The sequence below is a fragment of the Streptomyces viridochromogenes genome (assembly GCF_001270495.1).
GTDB classification, from domain to species: domain Bacteria; phylum Actinomycetota; class Actinomycetes; order Streptomycetales; family Streptomycetaceae; genus Streptomyces; species Streptomyces viridochromogenes_A.
Genome location: NZ_LGUR01000199.1, coordinates 1 through 19478, shown reverse-complemented (window position 1 = coordinate 19478; position 19478 = coordinate 1). Strand labels below are relative to the sequence as shown.

At 69.6% G+C, this 19478-nt stretch carries 18 protein-coding genes; 16 read left to right on the top strand and 2 right to left on the bottom strand.

The genetic code is table 11. The features are described from left to right. Positions 1-38 precede the first annotated feature (38 nt). Together ADK36_RS22005 and ADK36_RS22000 are read right to left on the bottom strand one after the other, a co-directional pair. Entirely contained in the window at positions 39-1268 is a 1230-nt protein-coding gene (locus ADK36_RS22005; RefSeq protein WP_048581087.1) for a DUF349 domain-containing protein, read from the bottom strand. A gap of 135 nt (positions 1269-1403) precedes the next feature. Beyond that, positions 1404-2225, bottom strand: coding sequence for a peptidylprolyl isomerase (locus ADK36_RS22000; protein ID WP_048581086.1), 822 nt, complete (start codon positions 2223-2225; stop codon positions 1404-1406). A 180-nt stretch (positions 2226-2405) separates the two neighbouring features. On the opposite strand from ADK36_RS22000, the gene ADK36_RS21995 reads away from it, so the two are divergent. The 16 genes from ADK36_RS21995 to ADK36_RS21920 all read left to right on the top strand — a co-directional run bounded on the left by ADK36_RS21995 (position 2406) and on the right by ADK36_RS21920 (position 18900). Continuing rightward, positions 2406-3125: an MBL fold metallo-hydrolase gene (locus ADK36_RS21995; protein ID WP_030053234.1), complete on the top strand. Its 720-nt coding sequence runs from the start codon at positions 2406-2408 to the stop codon at positions 3123-3125. Between the two features lie 11 nt (positions 3126-3136). Next, complete coding sequence (gene hisS, locus ADK36_RS21990; RefSeq protein ID WP_048581085.1) at positions 3137-4399, top strand: histidine--tRNA ligase; 1263 nt, start codon at positions 3137-3139, stop codon at positions 4397-4399. Positions 4400-4598: 199 nt separating this feature from the next. After that, positions 4599-5258, top strand: a complete 660-nt coding sequence (locus ADK36_RS21985; RefSeq protein WP_053198721.1) for a vitamin K epoxide reductase family protein — start codon at positions 4599-4601, stop codon at positions 5256-5258. Positions 5259-5303: 45 nt separating this feature from the next. Continuing rightward, positions 5304-6659, top strand: a complete 1356-nt coding sequence (locus ADK36_RS21980) for a replication-associated recombination protein A (protein ID WP_048581083.1) — start codon at positions 5304-5306, stop codon at positions 6657-6659. A 305-nt stretch (positions 6660-6964) separates the two neighbouring features. Further along, positions 6965-7579 carry a 30S ribosomal protein S4 gene (gene rpsD, locus ADK36_RS21975; RefSeq protein WP_030053239.1) on the top strand — a complete coding sequence of 205 codons (615 nt, stop codon included), beginning with the start codon at positions 6965-6967 and terminating at the stop codon, positions 7577-7579. A 222-nt stretch (positions 7580-7801) separates the two neighbouring features. Further along, entirely contained in the window at positions 7802-8248 is a 447-nt protein-coding gene (locus tag ADK36_RS21970; protein WP_048581082.1) for a DUF948 domain-containing protein, read from the top strand. 8 nt (positions 8249-8256) lie between these two features. Beyond that, positions 8257-8607, top strand: a complete 351-nt coding sequence (locus ADK36_RS21965; RefSeq protein ID WP_048581081.1) for a hypothetical protein — start codon at positions 8257-8259, stop codon at positions 8605-8607. Next, on the top strand, positions 8607-11279 hold the full coding sequence (gene alaS, locus ADK36_RS21960; RefSeq protein ID WP_048581080.1) for an alanine--tRNA ligase: 2673 nt from the start codon (positions 8607-8609) through the stop codon (positions 11277-11279). Before ADK36_RS21965 ends, alaS begins: the two co-directional genes overlap by 1 nt. 35 nt (positions 11280-11314) lie before the next feature. Then, complete coding sequence (gene ruvX, locus ADK36_RS21955) at positions 11315-11779, top strand: Holliday junction resolvase RuvX (protein ID WP_048581079.1); 465 nt, start codon at positions 11315-11317, stop codon at positions 11777-11779. Positions 11780-11903: 124 nt separating this feature from the next. Beyond that, entirely contained in the window at positions 11904-13637 is a 1734-nt protein-coding gene (gene mltG / locus ADK36_RS21950) for an endolytic transglycosylase MltG (RefSeq protein WP_048581078.1), read from the top strand. After that, on the top strand, positions 13618-14457 hold the full coding sequence (locus ADK36_RS21945) for a shikimate dehydrogenase (protein WP_048581077.1): 840 nt from the start codon (positions 13618-13620) through the stop codon (positions 14455-14457). Before mltG ends, ADK36_RS21945 begins: the two co-directional genes overlap by 20 nt. Before the next feature lie 52 nt (positions 14458-14509). Beyond that, a complete protein-coding gene (locus ADK36_RS21940; RefSeq protein ID WP_048581076.1) occupies positions 14510-14851 on the top strand; it encodes a hypothetical protein in 342 nt (113 codons plus the stop codon). A gap of 184 nt (positions 14852-15035) precedes the next feature. Beyond that, complete coding sequence (gene aroC / locus ADK36_RS21935; protein ID WP_048581075.1) at positions 15036-16220, top strand: chorismate synthase; 1185 nt, start codon at positions 15036-15038, stop codon at positions 16218-16220. A gap of 11 nt (positions 16221-16231) precedes the next feature. Next, a complete protein-coding gene (locus ADK36_RS21930) occupies positions 16232-16735 on the top strand; it encodes a shikimate kinase (RefSeq protein WP_107083678.1) in 504 nt (167 codons plus the stop codon). Then, positions 16732-17823, top strand: coding sequence for a 3-dehydroquinate synthase (gene aroB / locus ADK36_RS21925; protein ID WP_048581073.1), 1092 nt, complete (start codon positions 16732-16734; stop codon positions 17821-17823). Before ADK36_RS21930 ends, aroB begins: the two co-directional genes overlap by 4 nt. A 201-nt stretch (positions 17824-18024) precedes the next feature. Further along, positions 18025-18900: a Pro-rich N-terminal domain-containing protein gene (locus ADK36_RS21920; protein ID WP_078916178.1), complete on the top strand. Its 876-nt coding sequence runs from the start codon at positions 18025-18027 to the stop codon at positions 18898-18900. Positions 18901-19478 lie beyond the last annotated feature (578 nt).

Genomic DNA, 19478 nt, shown 5'->3' with positions numbered 1-19478 from the left:
ATCACGTACGGGAGCCCCTCTCGCGTGACCGCGGTCCGTCAGCCGCCGAACTCCTCCAGGCCCTTCAGAGCCTGGTCCAGAAGCGCCTGACGCCCTTCCAGCTCACGCTCCAGCTTGTCGGCCCTGGCGTTGTTGCCCTGGCCGCGCGCCTGCTCGATCTGGCCGCGCAGCTTGTCCACGGCGGCCTGGAGCTGGCCGGTCAGCCCTTCGGCACGCGCGCGTGCCTCCGGGTTGGTCCGGCGCCACTCGGTCTCCTCGGCGTCCTGCAGGGCCCGCTCGACGGCGTGCATCCGGCCCTCGACCTTCGGCCGGGCGTCGCGCGGCACGTGCCCGATGGCCTCCCAGCGCTCGTTGATCGAGCGGAAGGCGGCGCGTGCGCCCTTCAGGTCGCCGATCGGCAGGAGCTTCTCGGCCTCCTCGGCCAGCTCCTCCTTCAGCTTCAGGTTCTCGGCCTGCTCGGCGTCGCGCTCGGCGAAGACCGAGCTGCGGGCCGCGAAGAAGACGTCCTGGGCGCCGCGGAAGCGGTTCCACAGGTCGTCCTCGTGCTCGCGCTGGGCGCGGCCGGCGGCCTTCCACTCCGACATCAGGTCGCGGTAGCGCGCCGCCGTCGTCCCCCAGTCGGTCGACCCGGACAGCGACTCGGCCTCGGCGACCAGGCGCTCCTTGGTCTTGCGGGCCTCCTCGCGCTGGGCGTCCAGCTGAGCGAAGTGCGCCTTGCGGCGCTTGGAGAACGCCGACCGGGCGTGTGAGAAGCGGTGCCACAGCTCGTCGTCCGACTTGCGGTCGAGCCGCGGCAGGCCCTTCCACGTGTCCACCAGGGCCCGCAGCCGCTCACCCGCGGCCCGCCACTGGTCGGACTGCGCCAGCTCCTCGGCCTCGGTGACCAGCGCCTCCTTGGCGTGGCGCGCCTCGTCCGACTGCTTCGCCCGCTGCTGCTTGCGCTCCTCGCGCCGCTTGTCGACCGTCTCGACCAGCTTGTCCAGCCGGGTCTTCAGGGCGTCCAGATCGCCGACCGCGTGATGGGCGTCGACCTGCTCGCGAATGTGGTCGATCGCGGCGTGGGCGTCCTTCGCCGACAGGTCGGTGGTCTTCACTCGCTTCTCGAGGAGGCCGATCTCGACAACCAGGCCCTCGTACTTGCGCTCGAAATAGGCCAGCGCCTCTTCGGGGGTGCCGGCCTGCCAAGACCCGACGACCTGCTCGCCGTCGGCCGTACGCACGTACACGGTCCCCGTCTCGTCGACGCGGCCCCACGGGTCGCTGCTCACAGCGCCTCCTCCACATGATGCCTGCGAGGGGCTTGTGTTCCCCCGGGCATCGTCCACAGTTTCGTCACGGCCAACATAGGCGACCGGCGGGTTGCCTGTCCGCATCCCGCGCGACCGAAATTTCGCAGTTGGGGGTCAGGATTTGGTGACCGTCGCCTTGTTGATGACCACCGTCGCGTTCGGCGCCCCGTCGCCCTGGCCGGTGCTCTCGCCGGCGTCGGCAATCTTCTTGAGTACCTTCATGCCGGATTCGGAAACGGTACCGAACGGTGTGTAGCTCGGCGGAAGCTGACTGTCCTGGTAGACGAGGAAGAACTGGCTGCCGCCGGAGTTCTTCTGCCCGGTGTTCGCCATCGCGATGGTGCCCGCCGGATAGATGTTGTTCTTGAGGCTTTTGTCCTTCAGGTTCTCGTCCGGGATGTTGTACCCGGGACCACCCGTTCCAGTGCCCGTCGGGTCGCCGCACTGGAGCACGTAGATGCCGTTGGTGGTGAGCCGGTGGCACTTGGAGTGGTCGAAGTAGCGCTTGCCGGCAAGGAAGTCGAACGAGTTCACGGTGTGCGGCGCGGCCGACGCCTTCAGCGCGATGTCTATGTCACCGCACGTGGTCGCGAGCTTCATCGTGTACTTCGCCGACTTGTCGACCGTCAGCGCCGGCTCCTTCTTCCAGGTCGCCGTCCTGACCTTGCCCTCGGCGGGCTTCTCGCACGGGTCCGGAGCCTTGCTGGGCGACGCGCTGGGCGTGACCTCCGCGCCCGCGTTCTCCTTGCTGTCGTCGTCCCCCTTGAGGACTCCGGTCGTGTACAGCGCGAGGCTGCCGATGACGACGACGCCGAGCACCGACGCGACCACCGAGTTGCGCATGCGCGCCTTGCGCCGGGCGGACGTGCGCCGCTGCTGCTGCCGCAAGAACTTCTCCCGGGCGAGCTGACGCCGCCGCTGTTCCTGGCTGACCACCGGGTTCTCTCCTCATGCGTCGTGTGTGTCGACCGGTACGCGTGCGTGCGGTGAGCCGACTGCCTGCGTGTGCCCCGTACCGTATATGGGTTCGCTGAGGAATCGGCAGCGCCGGTAGGCTCTGACCACAGGCGGAGCCCGCCGACAAACCACTCGTGTCGACACAAACGAAGGACGATCGTGCTCATTGCCGGGTTCCCCGCCGGGGCCTGGGGGACGAACTGTTATCTCGTCGCCCCCGCCGCCGGTGAGGAGTGCGTGATCATCGACCCGGGCCACGAAGCGGCCCCCGGAGTCGAGGAAGCACTGAAGAAGCATCGGCTCAAGCCCGTCGCCGTCGTCCTCACCCACGGCCACCTCGATCACGTGGCCTCGGTCGTCCCGGTGTGCGGGGCGCACGACGTACCGGCCTGGATCCACCCCGAGGACCGGTACATGATGAGCGACCCCGAGAAGGCGCTCGGCCGCTCCATCGGCATGCAGCTGATGGGCGAGCTGACCATCGGGGAGCCGGACGACGTCAAGGAGCTGACCGATGGCGCGAAGCTGGAGCTGGCGGGGATGGAACTCTCCGTCGCGCACGCGCCCGGCCATACCAAGGGGTCGGTGACCTTCGGCCTGCCCGAGGCGGCGGACATCCCGCCGATCCTCTTCTCGGGCGACCTGCTGTTCGCCGGCTCCGTCGGACGCACCGACCTGCCCGGCGGTGACATGGCCGAGATCCTCGACTCGCTGGCCCGCGTGTGCCTGCCGCTCGACGACTCGACCGTGGTGCTGTCCGGCCACGGCCCCCAGACGACCATCGGCCAGGAGCGCGCCACCAACCCGTATCTGCGGCAAGCGGCCGTCGGCCGCCAGGATCACAGTGCGAATGTCGACGCTCCCCGACGAGGAATGTGACGAGACCTTCCGTGAGCACCTTCAAGGCCCCCAAGGGCACGTACGACCTGATCCCGCCGGACTCCGCCAAGTTCCTGGCCGTCCGTGAGGCGATCGCGGCTCCCCTGCGCAACTCCGGCTACGGCTACATCGAGACGCCCGGCTTCGAGAGCGTCGAACTGTTCGCACGCGGTGTCGGCGAGTCCACCGACATCGTGACCAAGGAGATGTACGCCTTCGAGACCAAGGGCGGCGACCAGCTGGCCCTGCGCCCCGAGGGCACGGCCTCCGTCCTGCGCGCGGCGCTGGAGGCCAACCTGCACAAGGCGGGCAACCTCCCGGTCAAGCTCTGGTACTCGGGCTCGTACTACCGCTACGAGCGCCCCCAGAAGGGCCGTTACCGGCACTTCTCCCAGGTCGGCGCCGAGGCGATCGGTGCCGAGGACCCGGCGCTGGACGCCGAGTTGATCATCCTGGCCGACCAGGCGTACCGCTCGCTCGGCCTCAGCAACTTCCGGATCCTGCTGAACAGTCTGGGCGACAAGGAGTGCCGCCCGGTGTACCGAGCCGCGCTCCAGGACTTCCTGCGCGGCCTGGACCTGGACGAGGACACCCTTCGCCGCGCGGAGATCAACCCGCTGCGCGTCCTCGACGACAAGCGCGAGTCGGTCCAGAAGCAGCTGGGGGACGCCCCGCTCCTGCGCGACTACCTCTGCGACGCCTGCAAGGCGTACCACGAGGAGGTCCGCGAGCTGATCACGGCGGCCGGCGTCTCCTTCGAGGACGACCCGAAGCTGGTGCGGGGCCTGGACTACTACACGCGTACGACCTTCGAGTTCGTCCACGACGGTCTGGGCTCCCAGTCCGCGGTGGGCGGCGGCGGCCGTTACGACGGCCTGTCCGAGATGATCGGCGGCCCCGCGCTGCCGTCCGTCGGCTGGGCGCTCGGCGTCGACCGCACGGTGCTCGCCCTGGAGGCGGAGGGCGTGGAGCTCGAACTCCCCGCGTCCACCAGCGTGTTCGCCGTCCCGCTCGGCGAGGAGGCCCGCCGGGTTCTGTTCGCCAAGGTCACCGAGCTGCGCAAGAACGGCATCGCGGCGGACTTCTCCTACGGCGCCAAGGGCCTCAAGGGCGCCATGAAGAACGCCAACCGCAGCGGCGCCCGCTACACGATCGTGGCCGGCGAACGCGACCTCGCCGAGGGCGTCGTCCAGCTCAAGGACATGGAGTCCGGTGAGCAGGCGGCCGTCGGGGTCAACGAGATCGTGGCGGAGCTGGAAGCCCGACTGGGCTGAATTTCCGGAGCGGTGAATTCCGGAGGGCGGGGACCCGGTTGGTCCCCGCCCTCCGCTGTCCCGTGGGTGTCCTGAACCGAATGCCTTTACGCCGTCGCGCGCATTTGCTTATGTCCGGTGAACTGCGGGCACGCGTGCGTGTACGGCAGAATGTGGCGTGTCCGGAGATATTCCAACTCTCAAGTGACGGAATCGCGTGATGAGCAAGACGACAGTCAAAGACGTCTCCACCGAGCCCGAGCCGGAGCGCGCCGAAGCACCGCCGCAATTGCTGGGCGGCAGCCGTGCGTTCGCCCTGCTGCTGGTGATCACCGGCGCGGCCGGGCTGCTCGCCGCGTGGGTCATCACGATCGACAAGTTCAAGATTCTCGAGGCCAAGATCGCGGGGACGACCTTCACACCCGGTTGCAGCCTCAACCCGATCGTCTCCTGCGGCAGCGTCATGCAGAGCAAGCAGGCGTCCGTCTTCGGGTTCCCCAACCCCATGCTCGGCCTGGTCTGTTACGGCATCGTCATCTGCGTCGGCATGAGCCTGCTCGCCCGCGCCCGCTTCCCCCGCTGGTACTGGCTGACCTTCAACTGCGGCACCCTCTTCGGTGTCGCCTTCTGCACCTGGCTGATGTACCAGTCGCTCTACAACATCGGCGCGCTCTGCCTGTGGTGCTCGCTGGCCTGGGTGGCCACGCTCACCATGTTCTGGTACGTGACCTCCTTCAACATCCGCAACGGCTTCCTGCCCGCCCCACGCCCGCTGAAGAACTTCCTCGCCGAGTTCACCTGGGTGCTCCCGGTGACGCACTGCGGCGTCATCGCCATGCTGATCCTGACCCGCTGGGGCAGCCAGCTCTGGGCCGCCTGACCCGCTCCGAGCCCGATGTCAGTGCGGTGATTTAGGGTTTCAGACGTGGAGCCCGACCTGTTCACCGCCGCAGCAGAAGAACGCCAGGAGAAGGACCCCGCGGGGAGCCCCCTGGCGGTGCGCATGCGTCCGCGCACCCTCGACGAGGTCGTGGGCCAGCAGCACCTGCTGAAGCCGGGCTCGCCGCTGCGCAGGCTCGTCGGCGAGTCCGGCGGCGGCCCCGCCGGACCATCCTCGGTCATCCTCTGGGGCCCGCCGGGCACCGGCAAGACCACCCTGGCGTACGTCGTCTCCAAGGCCACCAACAAGCGCTTCGTCGAGCTGTCCGCCATCACCGCCGGGGTGAAGGAGGTCCGCGCGGTCATCGACGGCGCCCGCCGCGCCACCGGCGGCTTCGGCAAGGAGACCGTCCTCTTCCTCGACGAGATCCACCGCTTCAGCAAGGCCCAGCAGGACTCCCTCCTCCCAGCCGTCGAGAACCGCTGGGTGACCCTGATCGCGGCGACCACCGAGAACCCGTACTTCTCGATCATCTCCCCGCTGCTGTCCCGCTCCCTCCTCCTCACCCTCGAACCCCTCACCGACGACGACGTCAGGGGCCTGCTGAGGCGGGCGCTGAGCGACGAGCGCGGCCTGAAGGACGCCGTCGGCCTGCCCGAGGACACCGAGGCGCACCTGCTGCGGATCGCCGGCGGCGACGCCCGCCGCGCCCTGACCGCCCTGGAGGCCGCGGCCGGGGCCGCCCTGGACCAGGGCGAGGCCGAGATCAGCCTCCGGACGCTGGAGCAGACCGTCGACCGGGCGGCGGTGAAGTACGACCGCGACGGCGACCAGCACTACGACGTCGCCAGCGCCCTCATCAAGTCCATCCGCGGCTCCGACGTCGACGCCGCCCTGCACTACCTGGCCCGGATGATCGAGGCCGGCGAGGACCCCCGCTTCATCGCCCGCCGACTGATGATCTCGGCCAGCGAGGACATCGGCCTCGCCGACCCGAACGCCCTGCCGATCGCGGTCGCCGCCGCCCAGGCCGTAGCCATGATCGGCTTCCCCGAGGCCGCCCTCACCCTCAGCCACGCCACCATCGCCCTCGCCCTCGCCCCCAAGTCCAACGCCGCGACCACCGCGATCGGCGCCGCCCTGGAGGACGTACGCAAGGGACAGGCCGGCCCCGTGCCGCCGCACCTGCGCGACGGGCACTACAAGGGCGCCGCCAAGCTCGGGCACGCGCAGGGGTACGTGTATCCGCACGACCTGGCAGAGGGCATCGCCGAGCAGCAGTACGCGCCGGACGCCCTCAAGGACCGCCAGTACTACACCCCGACCCGGCACGGTGCCGAGGCGCGGTACGCGGACGCCGTCGAGTGGACCAGGAAGCACCTCGGTCGGAAGCGGTCCTGAGCACCCTGTAGAATTCTTCGAAGTGCTGTGTCCCGTGCAGTCAGAACGGGACGGTCAGCCGGAGACCCGGTCCTCGCGGACCGGCTCCAGGAGCGTCGCGCACCGTCGAACGGTGTCGCGGGCAGCCCACCACCACTCGTCGCACGACGAGAACGGTCGGTGGGCCACTCGCGTGCTGCACGTATGTGCCCAGACCAGGGGAGCGGCTGCCCACCCCGTCCGTCCGGACGAGGAGGGTTTCCCCGGCTGCGGATGCGACCTCCCACAACACTGACAAGCCGAAGAAAACAGACAAGGAAGATCAAGTGGCGAACCAGTCCCGCCCCAAGGTCAAGAAGTCGCGTGCCCTCGGTATCGCGCTGACCCCGAAGGCCGTCAAGTACTTCGAGGCCCGTCCCTACCCGCCGGGTGAGCACGGCCGTGGCCGCAAGCAGAACTCGGACTACAAGGTCCGTCTGCTGGAGAAGCAGCGTCTGCGTGCGCAGTACGACGTGTCCGAGCGCCAGCTCGTCCGCGCCTACGAGCGTGCCTCCAAGGTTCAGGGCAAGACCGGTGAGGCTCTGATCATCGAGCTCGAGCGTCGTCTCGACGCCCTGGTCCTGCGTTCGGGCATCGCCCGCACCATCTACCAGGCCCGTCAGATGGTCGTTCACGGCCACATCGAGGTCAACGGCGGCAAGGTCGACAAGCCGTCGTTCCGCGTCCGTCCCGACGACGTCGTGATGGTCCGCGAGCGCAGCCGCGAGAAGACCCTCTTCTCCATCGCCCGTGAGGGTGGCTTCGCCCCCGAGGGCGAGACCCCGCGCTACCTCCAGGTGAACCTCAAGGCCCTGGCGTTCCGCCTGGACCGTGAGCCGAACCGCAAGGAGATCCCGGTGATCTGCGACGAGCAGCTCGTCGTCGAGTACTACGCCCGTTGATCTCTCGACGGTCGTAGGACTTCTGCGCCTGAAGCCCGTCGTCTCCCCGCCCTTCCGGGTGGGCGAGGCGGCGGGTTTTCGCATGGCGTCGCTCCTTGCGACGCGGCTCCCGCGCCGCAGGCAATCCGGTGTGGAGCGGCATCCCCGGCGCGATAGGCTCGGTGCACGACTTTTTCGATGCAGACCGATGTAGAGGCACGTTTCAGGGAGCGGGTGCACACAGTGTCCGGTGGAGAGGTGGCCGGGATCCTGGTGGCCGTCTTCTGGGCGATTCTGGTCTCCTTCCTCGCCGTCGCGTTGGCGAGGCTGGCCCAGACACTCAGGGCGACCACCAAGCTGGTCGCGGACGTGACCGACCAGGCTGTCCCGCTCCTGGCAGACGCCTCCTCGGCCGTGCGCTCCGCACAGACCCAGATCGACCGGGTCGACGCGATCGCCTCCGATGTCCAGGAGGTCACGTCGAACGCCTCCGCACTGTCGACCACCGTCGCCTCCACGTTCGGCGGCCCCCTGGTCAAGGTCGCGGCCTTCGGCTACGGCGTGCGCCGTGCCCTCGGTGGCCGCAAGGACGACGAACCCGCCAAGGCACCCCGGCGCACCGTGATCGTGGGCCGCACGGTTCCGGCGTCGCGGCGGGGCAAGCGCAACCTCCGCGGAAAGAGGGACTGAGACCCAGCATGTTCCGCCGTACGTTCTGGTTCACCACGGGCGTCGCCGCCGGTGTGTGGGCCACCACCAAGGTCAACCGGAAGCTGAAGCAGCTGACCCCCGAGAGCCTCGCCGCGACCGCGACGAACAAGGCGATCGAGGCGGGTCACCGGCTCAAGGACCGCGCGGTGGGCTTCGCCCTCGACGTCCGCGACAACATGGCCCAGCGGGAGGCCGAACTCGAAGAGGCCCTGGGCATCCAGGAGTCCCCCGAACTTCCCGCAGCCCGGCGGTACACCGCCATCGAGAACCGCAACAAGCCGAAGACGTACGTCATCGACAACACGACGTACACGGACAACCGAAACGAGGACCACTGATGGAGTCGGCCGAGATTCGCCGCCGCTGGCTGAGCTTCTTCGAGGAGCGCGGGCACACCGTCGTCCCTTCGGCGTCGCTCATCGCGGACGACCCGACTCTGCTCCTCGTCCCGGCCGGCATGGTGCCCTTCAAGCCCTACTTCCTGGGTGAGGTCAAGCCGCCCTTCGACCGCGCCACCAGCGTCCAGAAGTGCGTGCGCACGCCGGACATCGAAGAGGTCGGCAAGACCACCCGGCACGGCACCTTCTTCCAGATGTGCGGCAACTTCTCCTTCGGCGACTACTTCAAAGAAGGCGCCATCAAGTACGCCTGGGAGCTGCTCACCAGCCCCCAGGACAAGGGCGGTTACGGCCTGGAGCCGGAGAAGCTCTGGATCACCGTCTACAAGGACGACGACGAGGCCGAGCGCATCTGGCACGACGTCGTCGGCGTGCCGAAGGAGCGCATCCAGCGCCTCGGCATGAAGGACAACTACTGGTCCATGGGCGTCCCCGGCCCGTGCGGCCCCTGTTCCGAGATCAACTACGACCGCGGCCCCGAGTTCGGCGTCGAGGGCGGCCCCGCCGTCAACGACGAGCGGTACGTGGAGATCTGGAACCTCGTCTTCATGCAGTACGAGCGGGGCGAGGGCGTCGGCAAGGACAACTTCGAGATCCTCGGCGAGCTCCCGAGCAAGAACATCGACACCGGCCTCGGCCTGGAGCGCCTCGCCATGATTCTGCAGGGCGTGCAGAACATGTACGAGATCGACACCTCCATGGCCGTCATCAAGAAGGCCACCGACCTGACGGGTGTGGCGTACGGCGACGCCCACGCCTCGGACGTGTCCCTGCGCGTGGTCACCGACCACATGCGCACGTCGGTGATGCTCATCGGCGACGGCGTGACGCCCGGCAACGAGGGCCGTGGCTACGTGCTGCGCCGCATCATGCGCCGCGCCATCCGCAACATGCGTCTGCTCGGCGCCACCGGTCCGGTCGTCAAGGACCTGATCGATGTCGTCATCGGCATGATGGGCCAGCAGTACCCGGAGCTCGTCACCGACCGCGAGCGCATCGAGAAGGTCGCCCTCGCCGAGGAGAACGCCTTCCTCAAGACGCTGAAGGCCGGCACCAACATCCTCGACACGGCCGTCAGCGACACCAAGGCCGCGGGCTCTACCGTGCTGGCCGGCGACAAGGCCTTCCTGCTCCACGACACCTGGGGCTTCCCGATCGACCTCACCCTGGAGATGGCCGCCGAGCAGGGGCTTTCCGTGGACGAGGACGGCTTCCGCCGCCTGATGAAGGAGCAGCGGGAGCGCGCCAAGGCCGACGCCCAGGCCAAGAAGACCGGCCACGCCGGCGCCGGCGCCTACCGGGAGATCGCCGACAAGGTCGGTGAGACCGAGTTCATCGGCTACGGCGACACCGAAGGCGAGTCCACCATCGTCGGCATCCTCGTCGACGGCGCCTCCTCCCCGGCCGCCACCGAGGGCGACGAGGTCGAGATCGTCCTCGACCGCACCCCGTTCTACGCCGAGGGCGGTGGCCAGATCGGCGACACCGGCCGCATCAAGGTCGACACGGGTGCCGTCATCGAGATCCGCGACTGCCAGAAGCCGGTCCCGGGTGTGTACGTCCACAAGGGCGTCGTCCAGGTCGGCGAGGTGACGGTCGGCGCCAAGGCGCACGCCTCCATCGACTCGCTCCGCCGCAGGGCCATCGCCCGCGCCCACTCGGCCACGCACCTCACCCACCAGGCCCTGCGTGACGCCCTCGGCCCGACGGCCGCGCAGGCCGGTTCCGAGAACCAGCCCGGCCGCTTCCGCTTCGACTTCGGTTCGCCGTCCGCCGTGCCGACGGCAGTGATGACCGACGTCGAGCAGAAGATCAACGAGGTGCTCGCCCGCGATCTTGACGTGCACGCCGAGGTCATGGGCATCGACGAGGCCAAGAAGCAGGGCGCCATCGCCGAGTTCGGCGAGAAGTACGGCGAGCGCGTCCGCGTCGTGACCATCGGCGACTTCTCCAAGGAGCTCTGCGGTGGCACGCATGTGCACAACACCGCCCAGCTCGGCCTGGTAAAGCTGCTCGGCGAGTCGTCCATCGGCTCCGGTGTGCGCCGTATCGAGGCCCTGGTCGGCGTGGACGCCTACAACTTCCTCGCCCGTGAGCACACGGTCGTCGCCCAGCTCCAGGAGCTGATCAAGGGCCGTCCGGAGGAGCTCCCGGAGAAGGTCTCCGCCATGCTCGGCAAGCTCAAGGACGCCGAGAAGGAGATCGAGAAGTTCCGCGCCGAGAAGGTACTCCAGGCTGCCGCCGGTCTCGCCGAGTCAGCCAAGGACGTCCGCGGCATCGCCGTCGTCACCGGCCAGGTCCCGGACGGCACCACGGCCGACGACCTGCGCAAGCTGGTCCTCGACGTGCGCGGCCGCATCCAGGGCGGACGCGCCGCCGTGGTCGCCCTCTTCGCGGTCAGCAACGGCAAGCCGCTCACGGTCATCGCCACCAACGAGGCCGCCCGCGAGCGTGGCCTCAAGGCCGGTGACCTGGTCCGTACGGCCGCCAAGACGCTCGGCGGCGGCGGTGGCGGCAAGCCGGACGTCGCCCAGGGCGGCGGCCAGAACCCGGCCGCCGTCGGCGAGGCCGTCGACGCCGTCGAGCGGCTCGTGGCGGACACGGCCAAGTGAGCGCCGAAGCAGCGGCGAGTGGTGACGGCCCGGGCATGCGCCGCGGCCGTCGCCTCGCCATCGACGTGGGGGACGCCCGCATCGGCGTCGCCTCGTGCGACCCGGACGGGATCCTCGCCACCCCGGTGGAGACGGTCCCGGGCCGGGACGTCCCGGCAGCTCACCGCCGCCTCAGGCAACTCGTCGACGAGTACGAGCCGATCGAGGTCGTCGTAGGTCTCCCTCGCTCCCTCAAGGGGGGCGAGGGCCCGGCCGCGGTCAAGGTCAGGGGCTTCACCCAGGAACTGGCCCGCATGATCGCGCCCGTACCGGTCAGGCTTGTGGATGAGCGGATGACGACCGTGACGGCCAGTCAGGGACTGCGCGCTTCGGGGGTGAAGTCGAAGAAGGGCCGGTCGGTGATCGACCAGGCGGCCGCTGTGATCATCCTGCAGCAGGCGCTCGAATCCGAACGGGTGTCAGGTAAAGCACCCGGAGAGAGCGTCGAAGTGGTTATCTGATCGCGATACGGTAACGTTCCGCGCGATGCACCGGTGTTCGAACAGCCGGGGCACAAAGAGAGGCGGGACGGGAACCGGATCTTCAGCAGCCGCGTGACCGCCGCCTCGCGGCTCTAGGGGATCGATGACTGAGTATGGCCGGGGCCCAGGCTCCGAACCGTGGCATCCCGAGGACCCGTTGTTCGGGGACGGCGGATGGGAAGGGCAGCAGGCCCACGCGGGCCATCAGGCTGCCTACGGCGGCCAGCCGCAGCACTATCCGGAGCAGTCGCAGCAGGAGCCGCAGCACTACGGCGACTGGGGCAACGGCCAGCAGGCCGTATACGGTCAGGCGCAGCAGTACCAGCAGCAGGGTGAGCAGTACCCGGAGCAGGGCCAGCAGTACCAGCAGCAGGGCCAGCAGTACCCGCACCAGTACGAACAGCAGCAGTACCCGGGCCAGGGACAGCAGCCGTACGACAACAACGGCTGGGCCGACGGCACACATGGGCACACCCAGTACCCCGACCCGGCGGACCCGTACGGCCAGCAGGCCGCGGCGTTCGGCGGTGAGCAGCCCGACTACTACGGCACCCCCGACGCGTACCCGCCGCCGGCGCCGCCGAGCCGCCGGCAAGCCGAGCCGGAACCGCCCCAGACCGACTGGGATCCCGGTCCTGACCAGGGCGAGCACGCCTTCTTCGCCGGTGGCGGCGACGAGGGCGTGGACGATTCCGACGATGAGTCGGGAGGCGGCCGCGGCCGCGGTGACCGTAAGGGCCGGGGCGGAAAGCCCAAGAAGCGGCGCAGCGGGATGGCCTGTCTGGTGGTCGTGCTGATCTTCGGCGGCGGAGTCGCCGGGGTCGGATATTTCGGTTATCAGTTTTACCAGGATCGTTTCGGCGATGCGCCGGACTTCGCGGGTGACGGCACGAGCGAGACGGTGACCGTCGAGATCCCCAAGGGCGCGTTCGGATCCGAGATCGGGCAGAAGCTCAAGGCGGCCGGCGTCGTGAAGAGCGTCGACGCTTTCGTCGCCGCTCAGCAGCAGAACGCCAACGGGGACAAGATCCAGGCGGGTGCCTATCTGCTGAAGAAACAGATGTCCGCCGCCAGCGCCGTCGAGATGATGCTCAGCCCCGAAAGCCAGAACAACGTCCTGGTCAGGCCCGGAGAGCGCAACAAGGCCGTCTACAAGACGATCGACGAAAAGCTCGAATTGTCGGCCGGCACCACCGAGAAGATCGCCGAGGACAAATACAAGAGCCTCGGACTTCCGAGCTGGGCGAACAGCAACAGTGAGATCAAGGATCCGCTGGAGGGCTTCCTCTACCCGGGCACCTACCCTGCCGCCAAGGGCATGAAGCCCGAGGTGGTCCTCAAGGAAATGGTCACCCACGCCGCGGACAAGTACGACGAGCTGAACCTGGAGACCAAGGCCAAGGCCCTCAAGCTGGACAACCCGCTGCAGGTCATCACGGTCGCGAGCCTCGTCCAGGCCGAGGGCAAGACGAACGACGACTACCGCAAGATGGCGGAGGTGGTCTACAACCGCCTCGACCTCGCGAATCCCGAGACCTACGGTGCCCTTCAGTTCGACTCGACCTTCAATTACCTGAAGGGCCAGAGCAATATCGACATCAGCGAGTCGGAGATCAAGAGCAACCAGGACCCGTACAACACGTACACCCAGAAGGGTCTGCCGCCCGGTCCGATCGGAAACCCGGGCGAGGGTGCGCTGAAGGGGACGCTGAATCCCACAAACCAGGGTTGGTACTACTTCGTGGCGACCGACGGCGTGAACAAGACGGAATTCGCCAAGACCCACGACGATTTCTTGAAGCTCAAGGACAAGTTCAATGAGAGCAGGGGCAACTGACGCCCGCCGGGCGGCCGTTCTGGGCTCGCCCATCGCCCACTCCCTCTCCCCGGTGCTGCATCGCGCCGCCTACGAGGAACTCGGGCTCACGGGCTGGTCGTACGACCGGTTCGAGATCGACGAAGCCGCACTTCCCGGGTTCCTCGCGGAACTCGGCCCGGAGTGGGCCGGCCTGTCGTTGACCATGCCGCTCAAGCGGGCCGTCATCCCGCTGCTCGACGAGATCAGCGAGACGGCGGCATCCGTCGAGGCGGTCAACACCGTCGTCCTCACCGAGGACGGCCGCCGCGTCGGCGACAACACCGACATCCCCGGGATGGTCGCCGCACTGCGGGAACGCGGCATCGAACAGGTCGACTCGGCTGCCATCCTCGGCGCGGGCGCCACGGCGTCCTCCGCCCTGGCCGCGCTCGCGCGCATCTGCACCGGCGAGGTCGTGGCGTACGTACGCAGCGAGGCCCGCGCGGCCGAGATGCGGCAGTGGGGCAAGCGCCTCGACGTCGACATTCGTACGGCGGACTGGGCCGACGCGGACCGGGCGCTGCGTGCCCCGCTGGTGATCGCGACCACCCCGGCCGGTACGACGGATGCCCTGGCCGCGTCCGTACCGGAGCGCCCCGCCACCCTGTTCGACGTGCTCTACGACCCCTGGCCGACCGCCCTCGCGGCACGGTGGTCCATGTACGGCGGAGCTGTCGTCAGCGGGCTCGACCTGCTCGTGCACCAGGCGGTCCTGCAGGTACAGCAGATGACCGGCCGGGTCGCGGTGCCCGTCGAGGCCATGCGAAAAGCGGGGGAGCGCGCTCTCGCGGCCCGCTAGGATCCGCTGAGTTCCGCAGGGGGCGGAGAAGAGCACAGGGGGAGTACCAGACGTGACCAGTGGTGTGCCGATGGCGTCCGGCAAGGGCGAGATATTCGAGATCGTCCTGCAGTTCATGCCGGACTGGGTGCAGATCCCCGTGCTGGTCCTGATCGTGTTGCTCGTCGTCGGGTCGTGGGTCTTCAAGCTGAAGCGCAAGATCGACCGTCGGCGTGCGGCACGCGGGGGACAGGCCGTCCACGTGGCGGCGCAGCACGGACAGGGGCGGGGCGCCGACCACCTGGGGCCGTACGCTCCCCAGCAGGCCGCGCCGCAGCCGGCGCGGCAGCCGAGCGGCGCCGATTTCCTCGGGGCTTACGCGCCGCAACAGGGCCAGGGCAACAGCTCCGTGTGATCCCCTCCGGGGCCCGGCGCCGTCGCCCCGCCGTCCGCTTGGTGGACCGGCGGCCGGGTACCGGGCCCGGACGTGGGAGGATCGAAGGTGGCGGGCCGGGGCCGCGCACCTGGTCACGCCGTCGACGTACGCGAGGACGCGCGTACGCAGGGCAGTACCAGGGCGCGAGCACTGAGGAGCACCGTTGAGCAGGTTGCGCTGGCTGACCGCGGGGGAGTCCCACGGTCCCGCACTCGTGGCGACGCTGGAGGGCCTTCCCGCCGGCGTGCCGATCACCACGGAGATGGTGGCGGACCACCTGGCCCGGCGCCGGCTCGGTTATGGACGCGGTGCGCGCATGAAGTTCGAGCGCGACGAGGTCACCTTCCTCGGCGGCGTCCGGCACGGCCTCACCCTCGGTTCTCCGGTCGCGATCATGGTGGGCAACACCGAGTGGCCGAAGTGGGAACAGGTCATGGCGGCCGACCCGGTCGACCCCGAGATCCTCGCGGGCCTGGCCCGCAACGCCCCGCTGACCCGCCCGCGCCCCGGCCACGCCGACCTCGCGGGCATGCAGAAGTACGGCTTCGACGAGGCCCGGCCGATCCTGGAGCGCGCCTCCGCCCGTGAGACGGCGGCCCGCGTGGCGCTGGGCGCGGTGGCCCGGTCGTACCTGAAGGAGACGGCCGGCGTCGAGATCGTCAGCCATGTCGTGGAGCTGTGCTCGGTGAAGGCGCCGCAGGGTGTGTACCCGACGCCCGCCGACGTCGAGAAGCTGGACGCCGACCCGCTGCGCTGCCTGGACGCGGACGCGTCGAAGGCGATGGTCGCGGAGGTCGACCAGGCCCACAAGGACGGCGACACCCTCGGTGGTGTGGTCGAGGTGCTCGCGTACGGCGTTCCCGTGGGCCTCGGCTCGCACGTGCACTGGGACCGCAAGCTGGACGCCCGTCTCGCCGGTGCTCTCATGGGCATCCAGGCGATCAAGGGCGTCGAACTCGGCGACGGCTTCGAGCTCGCCCGCGTGCCCGGCTCCAAGGCGCACGACGAGATCGTGAACACGCCCGAGGGCATCCGCCGCGTCTCCGGCCGTTCCGGCGGCACCGAGGGCGGCCTCACCACCGGTGAGCTGCTGCGGGTCCGCGCCGCGATGAAGCCGATCGCGACCGTGCCGCGCGCCCTGCAGACCGTGGACGTCACCACGGGTGAGGCGACGCAGGCGCACCACCAGCGCTCCGACGTGTCCGCGGTCCCCGCCGCCGGCATCGTCGCCGAGGCCATGGTGGCCCTCGTGCTCGCGGACGCGGTGGCGGAGAAGTTCGGCGGCGACTCGGTGACCGAGACCCGCCGCAATGTGCGTTCGTACCTCGACAACCTGGCCATCCGGTGAGCGCAGCACCCATGGTCGTCCTGGTCGGTCCGATGGGCGTCGGCAAGTCGACCGTCGGACAGCTGCTGGCCGAGCGGCTCGGCGTGGTCTACCGGGACACCGACGACGACATCGTGGCCGAGCAGGGCCGGTCGATCGCCGAGATCTTCGTCGACGAGGGCGAGTCCGCCTTCCGGGCGATCGAGAAGCAGGCGGTGCGCCGGGCGCTCGCCGAGCACGACGGGGTCCTGGCCCTCGGCGGCGGCGCGATCCTCGACGAGGACACGCGTGCGCTGCTGGCCGGGCAGCGGGTGGCGTACCTGTCGATGGACGTCGAGGAGGCGGTCAAGCGCACCGGCCTCAACGCCGCCCGCCCGCTGCTCGCGGTCAACCCGCGCAAGCAGTGGCGCGAGCTGATGGAGGCCCGCCGTCATCTGTACGAGGGGGTCGCCACGGCGGTCGTGGCCACCGACGGCCGTACGCCCGAAGAAGTGACCCAAGCCGCCCTGGACGCACTGGAGTTGAAGGAAGCATGAGCGAGGCAGTGACGCGGATCCAGGTCGGCGGCACCGCGGGCAGCGAGCCCTACGAGGTCCTGGTGGGCCGTCAACTCCTGGGCGAGCTCGGCGGGTTGATCGGTGACAAGGCCCAGCGGGTCGCTGTCGTCCACCCGGAGGCGCTGGCCGAGACCGGCGAGGCGCTGCGGGCCGATCTCGCCGACCAGGGCTACGAGGCCGTCGCCATCCAGGTGCCCAACGCCGAGGAGGCCAAGACCGCCGAGGTCGCCGCCTACTGCTGGAAGGCGCTCGGCCAGTCCGGCTTCACCCGCACCGACGTCGTCGTCGGTGTCGGCGGCGGCGCGACCACCGACCTCGCCGGATTCGTCGCCGCGACCTGGCTGCGCGGGGTGCGTTGGATCGCCGTACCGACCACCGTGCTCGCGATGGTCGACGCGGCCGTCGGCGGCAAGACCGGCATCAACACCGCCGAGGGCAAGAACCTCGTCGGCTCCTTCCACCCGCCGGCCGGTGTGCTCTGCGACCTGGTGGCTCTGGACTCCCTCCCGGTCAACGACTACGTGTCCGGGCTCGCCGAGATCATCAAGGCCGGCTTCATCGCCGACCCGGCGATCCTGGAGCTCATCGAATCCGACCCCGAGGCCGCCCGCACCCCGGCGGGCCCGCACACGGCCGAGCTGATCGAGCGCTCCATCCGGGTCAAGGCCGAGGTCGTCTCCTCGGACCTGAAGGAGTCCGGCCTGCGGGAGATCCTCAACTACGGCCACACCCTCGGCCACGCCATCGAGAAGAACGAGCGCTACAAGTGGCGGCACGGCGCCGCGGTCTCCGTCGGCATGCACTTCGCCGCCGAACTCGGCCGTCTCGCCGGGCGGTTGGACGACGCGACGGCCGACCGCCACCGCACCATCCTCGAATCCGTGGGCCTGCCGCTGCACTACCGCTACGACCAGTGGCCCAAGCTGCTGGAGACCATGAAGGTCGACAAGAAGTCCCGCGGCAACCTGCTGCGCTTCATCGTGCTGGACGGCCTGGCCAAGCCGACCGTCCTGGAGGGCCCCGACCCGGCCGTCCTGCTCGCCGCGTACGGCGAAGTCGGCCAGTAAGTCCCCGCAAGCGCGCTTCCGTCCGATTCGCCTGTGGCGATGGGCACTTCGGACCGCCCCCGGCCGTTCACCAAACGGCGGCCGGGGGCGGTACCGTTCGGATGGGTGTCCCCCCACGCCTTTCGGGCAGTGGGGGAGAGCGGGGTTCATGCCCTGCTGCCAGCGCCAATGGCCATGGAAGACGAGATGGAGTGGCACCGGATGCAGCACGCAGTGGGTTCTCCGCTGCCGCCGCCCCACCAGTCGGGGCACGGCTGGACGCCGGCCGCACAACACTCGGGTCCGCATCACCCGGGCACTCACCAGGGGCCCGCCCCGCACGCACCGCACCAGGGATCCGCTCCCGTGCCCCCGCCGCCCCCGGCACCGGGCTTCACACCCCCCGGACCGGTCCCGCCCGCGCCCCAGCAGGCCCACGTCCCGCCGACACCCGAGACCACGGGCCATGTGCCGCTGCCGCCCGGCGGCCCCGTCGGTATGCCGAGCGCCCCGCCCACCACGACGGCACCCGACCCGGCGGGCACGACCCTCGCGGTCCTGCTCATCGGTCCGGCGGGGGCCGGCAAGACGAGCGTCGCCAAGTACTGGGCGGACCACCGCCGGGTCCCCACGGCCCACATCAGCCTCGACGACGTACGCGAATGGGTCCGCTCGGGCTTCGCCGACCCCCAGTCCGGGTGGAACGACAACTCCGAGGCCCAGTACCGCCTCGCCCGCCGCACCTGCGGCTTCGCCGCCCGCAACTTCCTGGCCAACGGCATCTCGTGCATCCTCGACGACGCGGTCTTCCCCGACCGTCCCGTGGTCGGCCTCGGCGGCTGGAAGCGCCACGTGGGCCCCGGCCTCCTCCCCGTCGTCCTGCTCCCGGGCCTGGAGATCGTCCTGGAGCGCAACGCCGAACGCTCGGGCAACCGCCGCCTCACCGACGAGGAGGTCGCCCGCATCCACGGCCGCATGGCCGGCTGGTACGGCTCGGGCCTCCCGATCATCGACAACTCCCAACTGGACGTCCCACAAACGGCCCAGGTCCTCAACGACGTACTCTCCCGCTCCATCGCCAGCCCCCCCAGCTGGTAACCAACAAGAGCGGGCGCCCCTCAAGGGGACACGCGACTCCACCGCGTGGCCGAGATCAAGCCCCCGAGCTGGCGGCCGACGTGCGTGGACGCCCTGAGGGGCGCGAGGCTGTTCCGATGTGCGGCTCTGCCGCGTGGGCGCGATCAGGCCCTGAGCTGGTGGCGGACGTGCGTGGACGCCCTGAGGGGCGTGAGGCTGTTCCGATGCGCCTCCGCCGCGTGGGCGCGATCAGGCCCTGAGGTGGTGGCGGACGTGCGTGGACGCCCTGAGGGGCGTGAGGCTGTTCCGATGCGCCTCCGCCGCGTGGGCGCGATCAGGCCCTGAGCTGGCGGCGGACGTGCGTGGACGCCCTGAGGGGCGTGAGGCTGTTCCGATGTGCGCCTCCGCCGCGTGGGCGCGATCAGGCCCCCGAGCTGGCGGCCGACGTGCGTGGACGCCCTAAGGGGCGCGAGGAACTGCGCGAGCAACCCCCACCCACCCGCAGACCGCACACAACCTCGCGCGGCACCCCGTACCGAACCCCTACGAACCCGCAGACCGCAATCAACCTCGCGCGGCAACTCGTACCGAACCCCCAC

What these genes read in the sequence shown, in the direction of transcription:
- aroB (WP_048581073.1), top strand. Translation starts at nt 16,732, where the DNA reads ATGAGCGAGGCAGTGACGCGGATCCAGGTCGGCGGCACCGCGGGCAGC.
- ADK36_RS21920 (WP_078916178.1), top strand. Translation starts at nt 18,025, where the DNA reads ATGCAGCACGCAGTGGGTTCTCCGCTGCCGCCGCCCCACCAGTCGGGG.
- ADK36_RS21945 (WP_048581077.1), top strand. Translation starts at nt 13,618, where the DNA reads ATGAGAGCAGGGGCAACTGACGCCCGCCGGGCGGCCGTTCTGGGCTCG.
- ADK36_RS21965 (WP_048581081.1), top strand. Translation starts at nt 8,257, where the DNA reads ATGTTCCGCCGTACGTTCTGGTTCACCACGGGCGTCGCCGCCGGTGTG.
- mltG (WP_048581078.1), top strand. Translation starts at nt 11,904, where the DNA reads ATGACTGAGTATGGCCGGGGCCCAGGCTCCGAACCGTGGCATCCCGAG.
- ruvX (WP_048581079.1), top strand. Translation starts at nt 11,315, where the DNA reads ATGCGCCGCGGCCGTCGCCTCGCCATCGACGTGGGGGACGCCCGCATC.
- ADK36_RS21985 (WP_053198721.1), top strand. Translation starts at nt 4,599, where the DNA reads ATGAGCAAGACGACAGTCAAAGACGTCTCCACCGAGCCCGAGCCGGAG.
- alaS (WP_048581080.1), top strand. Translation starts at nt 8,607, where the DNA reads ATGGAGTCGGCCGAGATTCGCCGCCGCTGGCTGAGCTTCTTCGAGGAG.
- ADK36_RS21930 (WP_107083678.1), top strand. Translation starts at nt 16,232, where the DNA reads ATGGTCGTCCTGGTCGGTCCGATGGGCGTCGGCAAGTCGACCGTCGGA.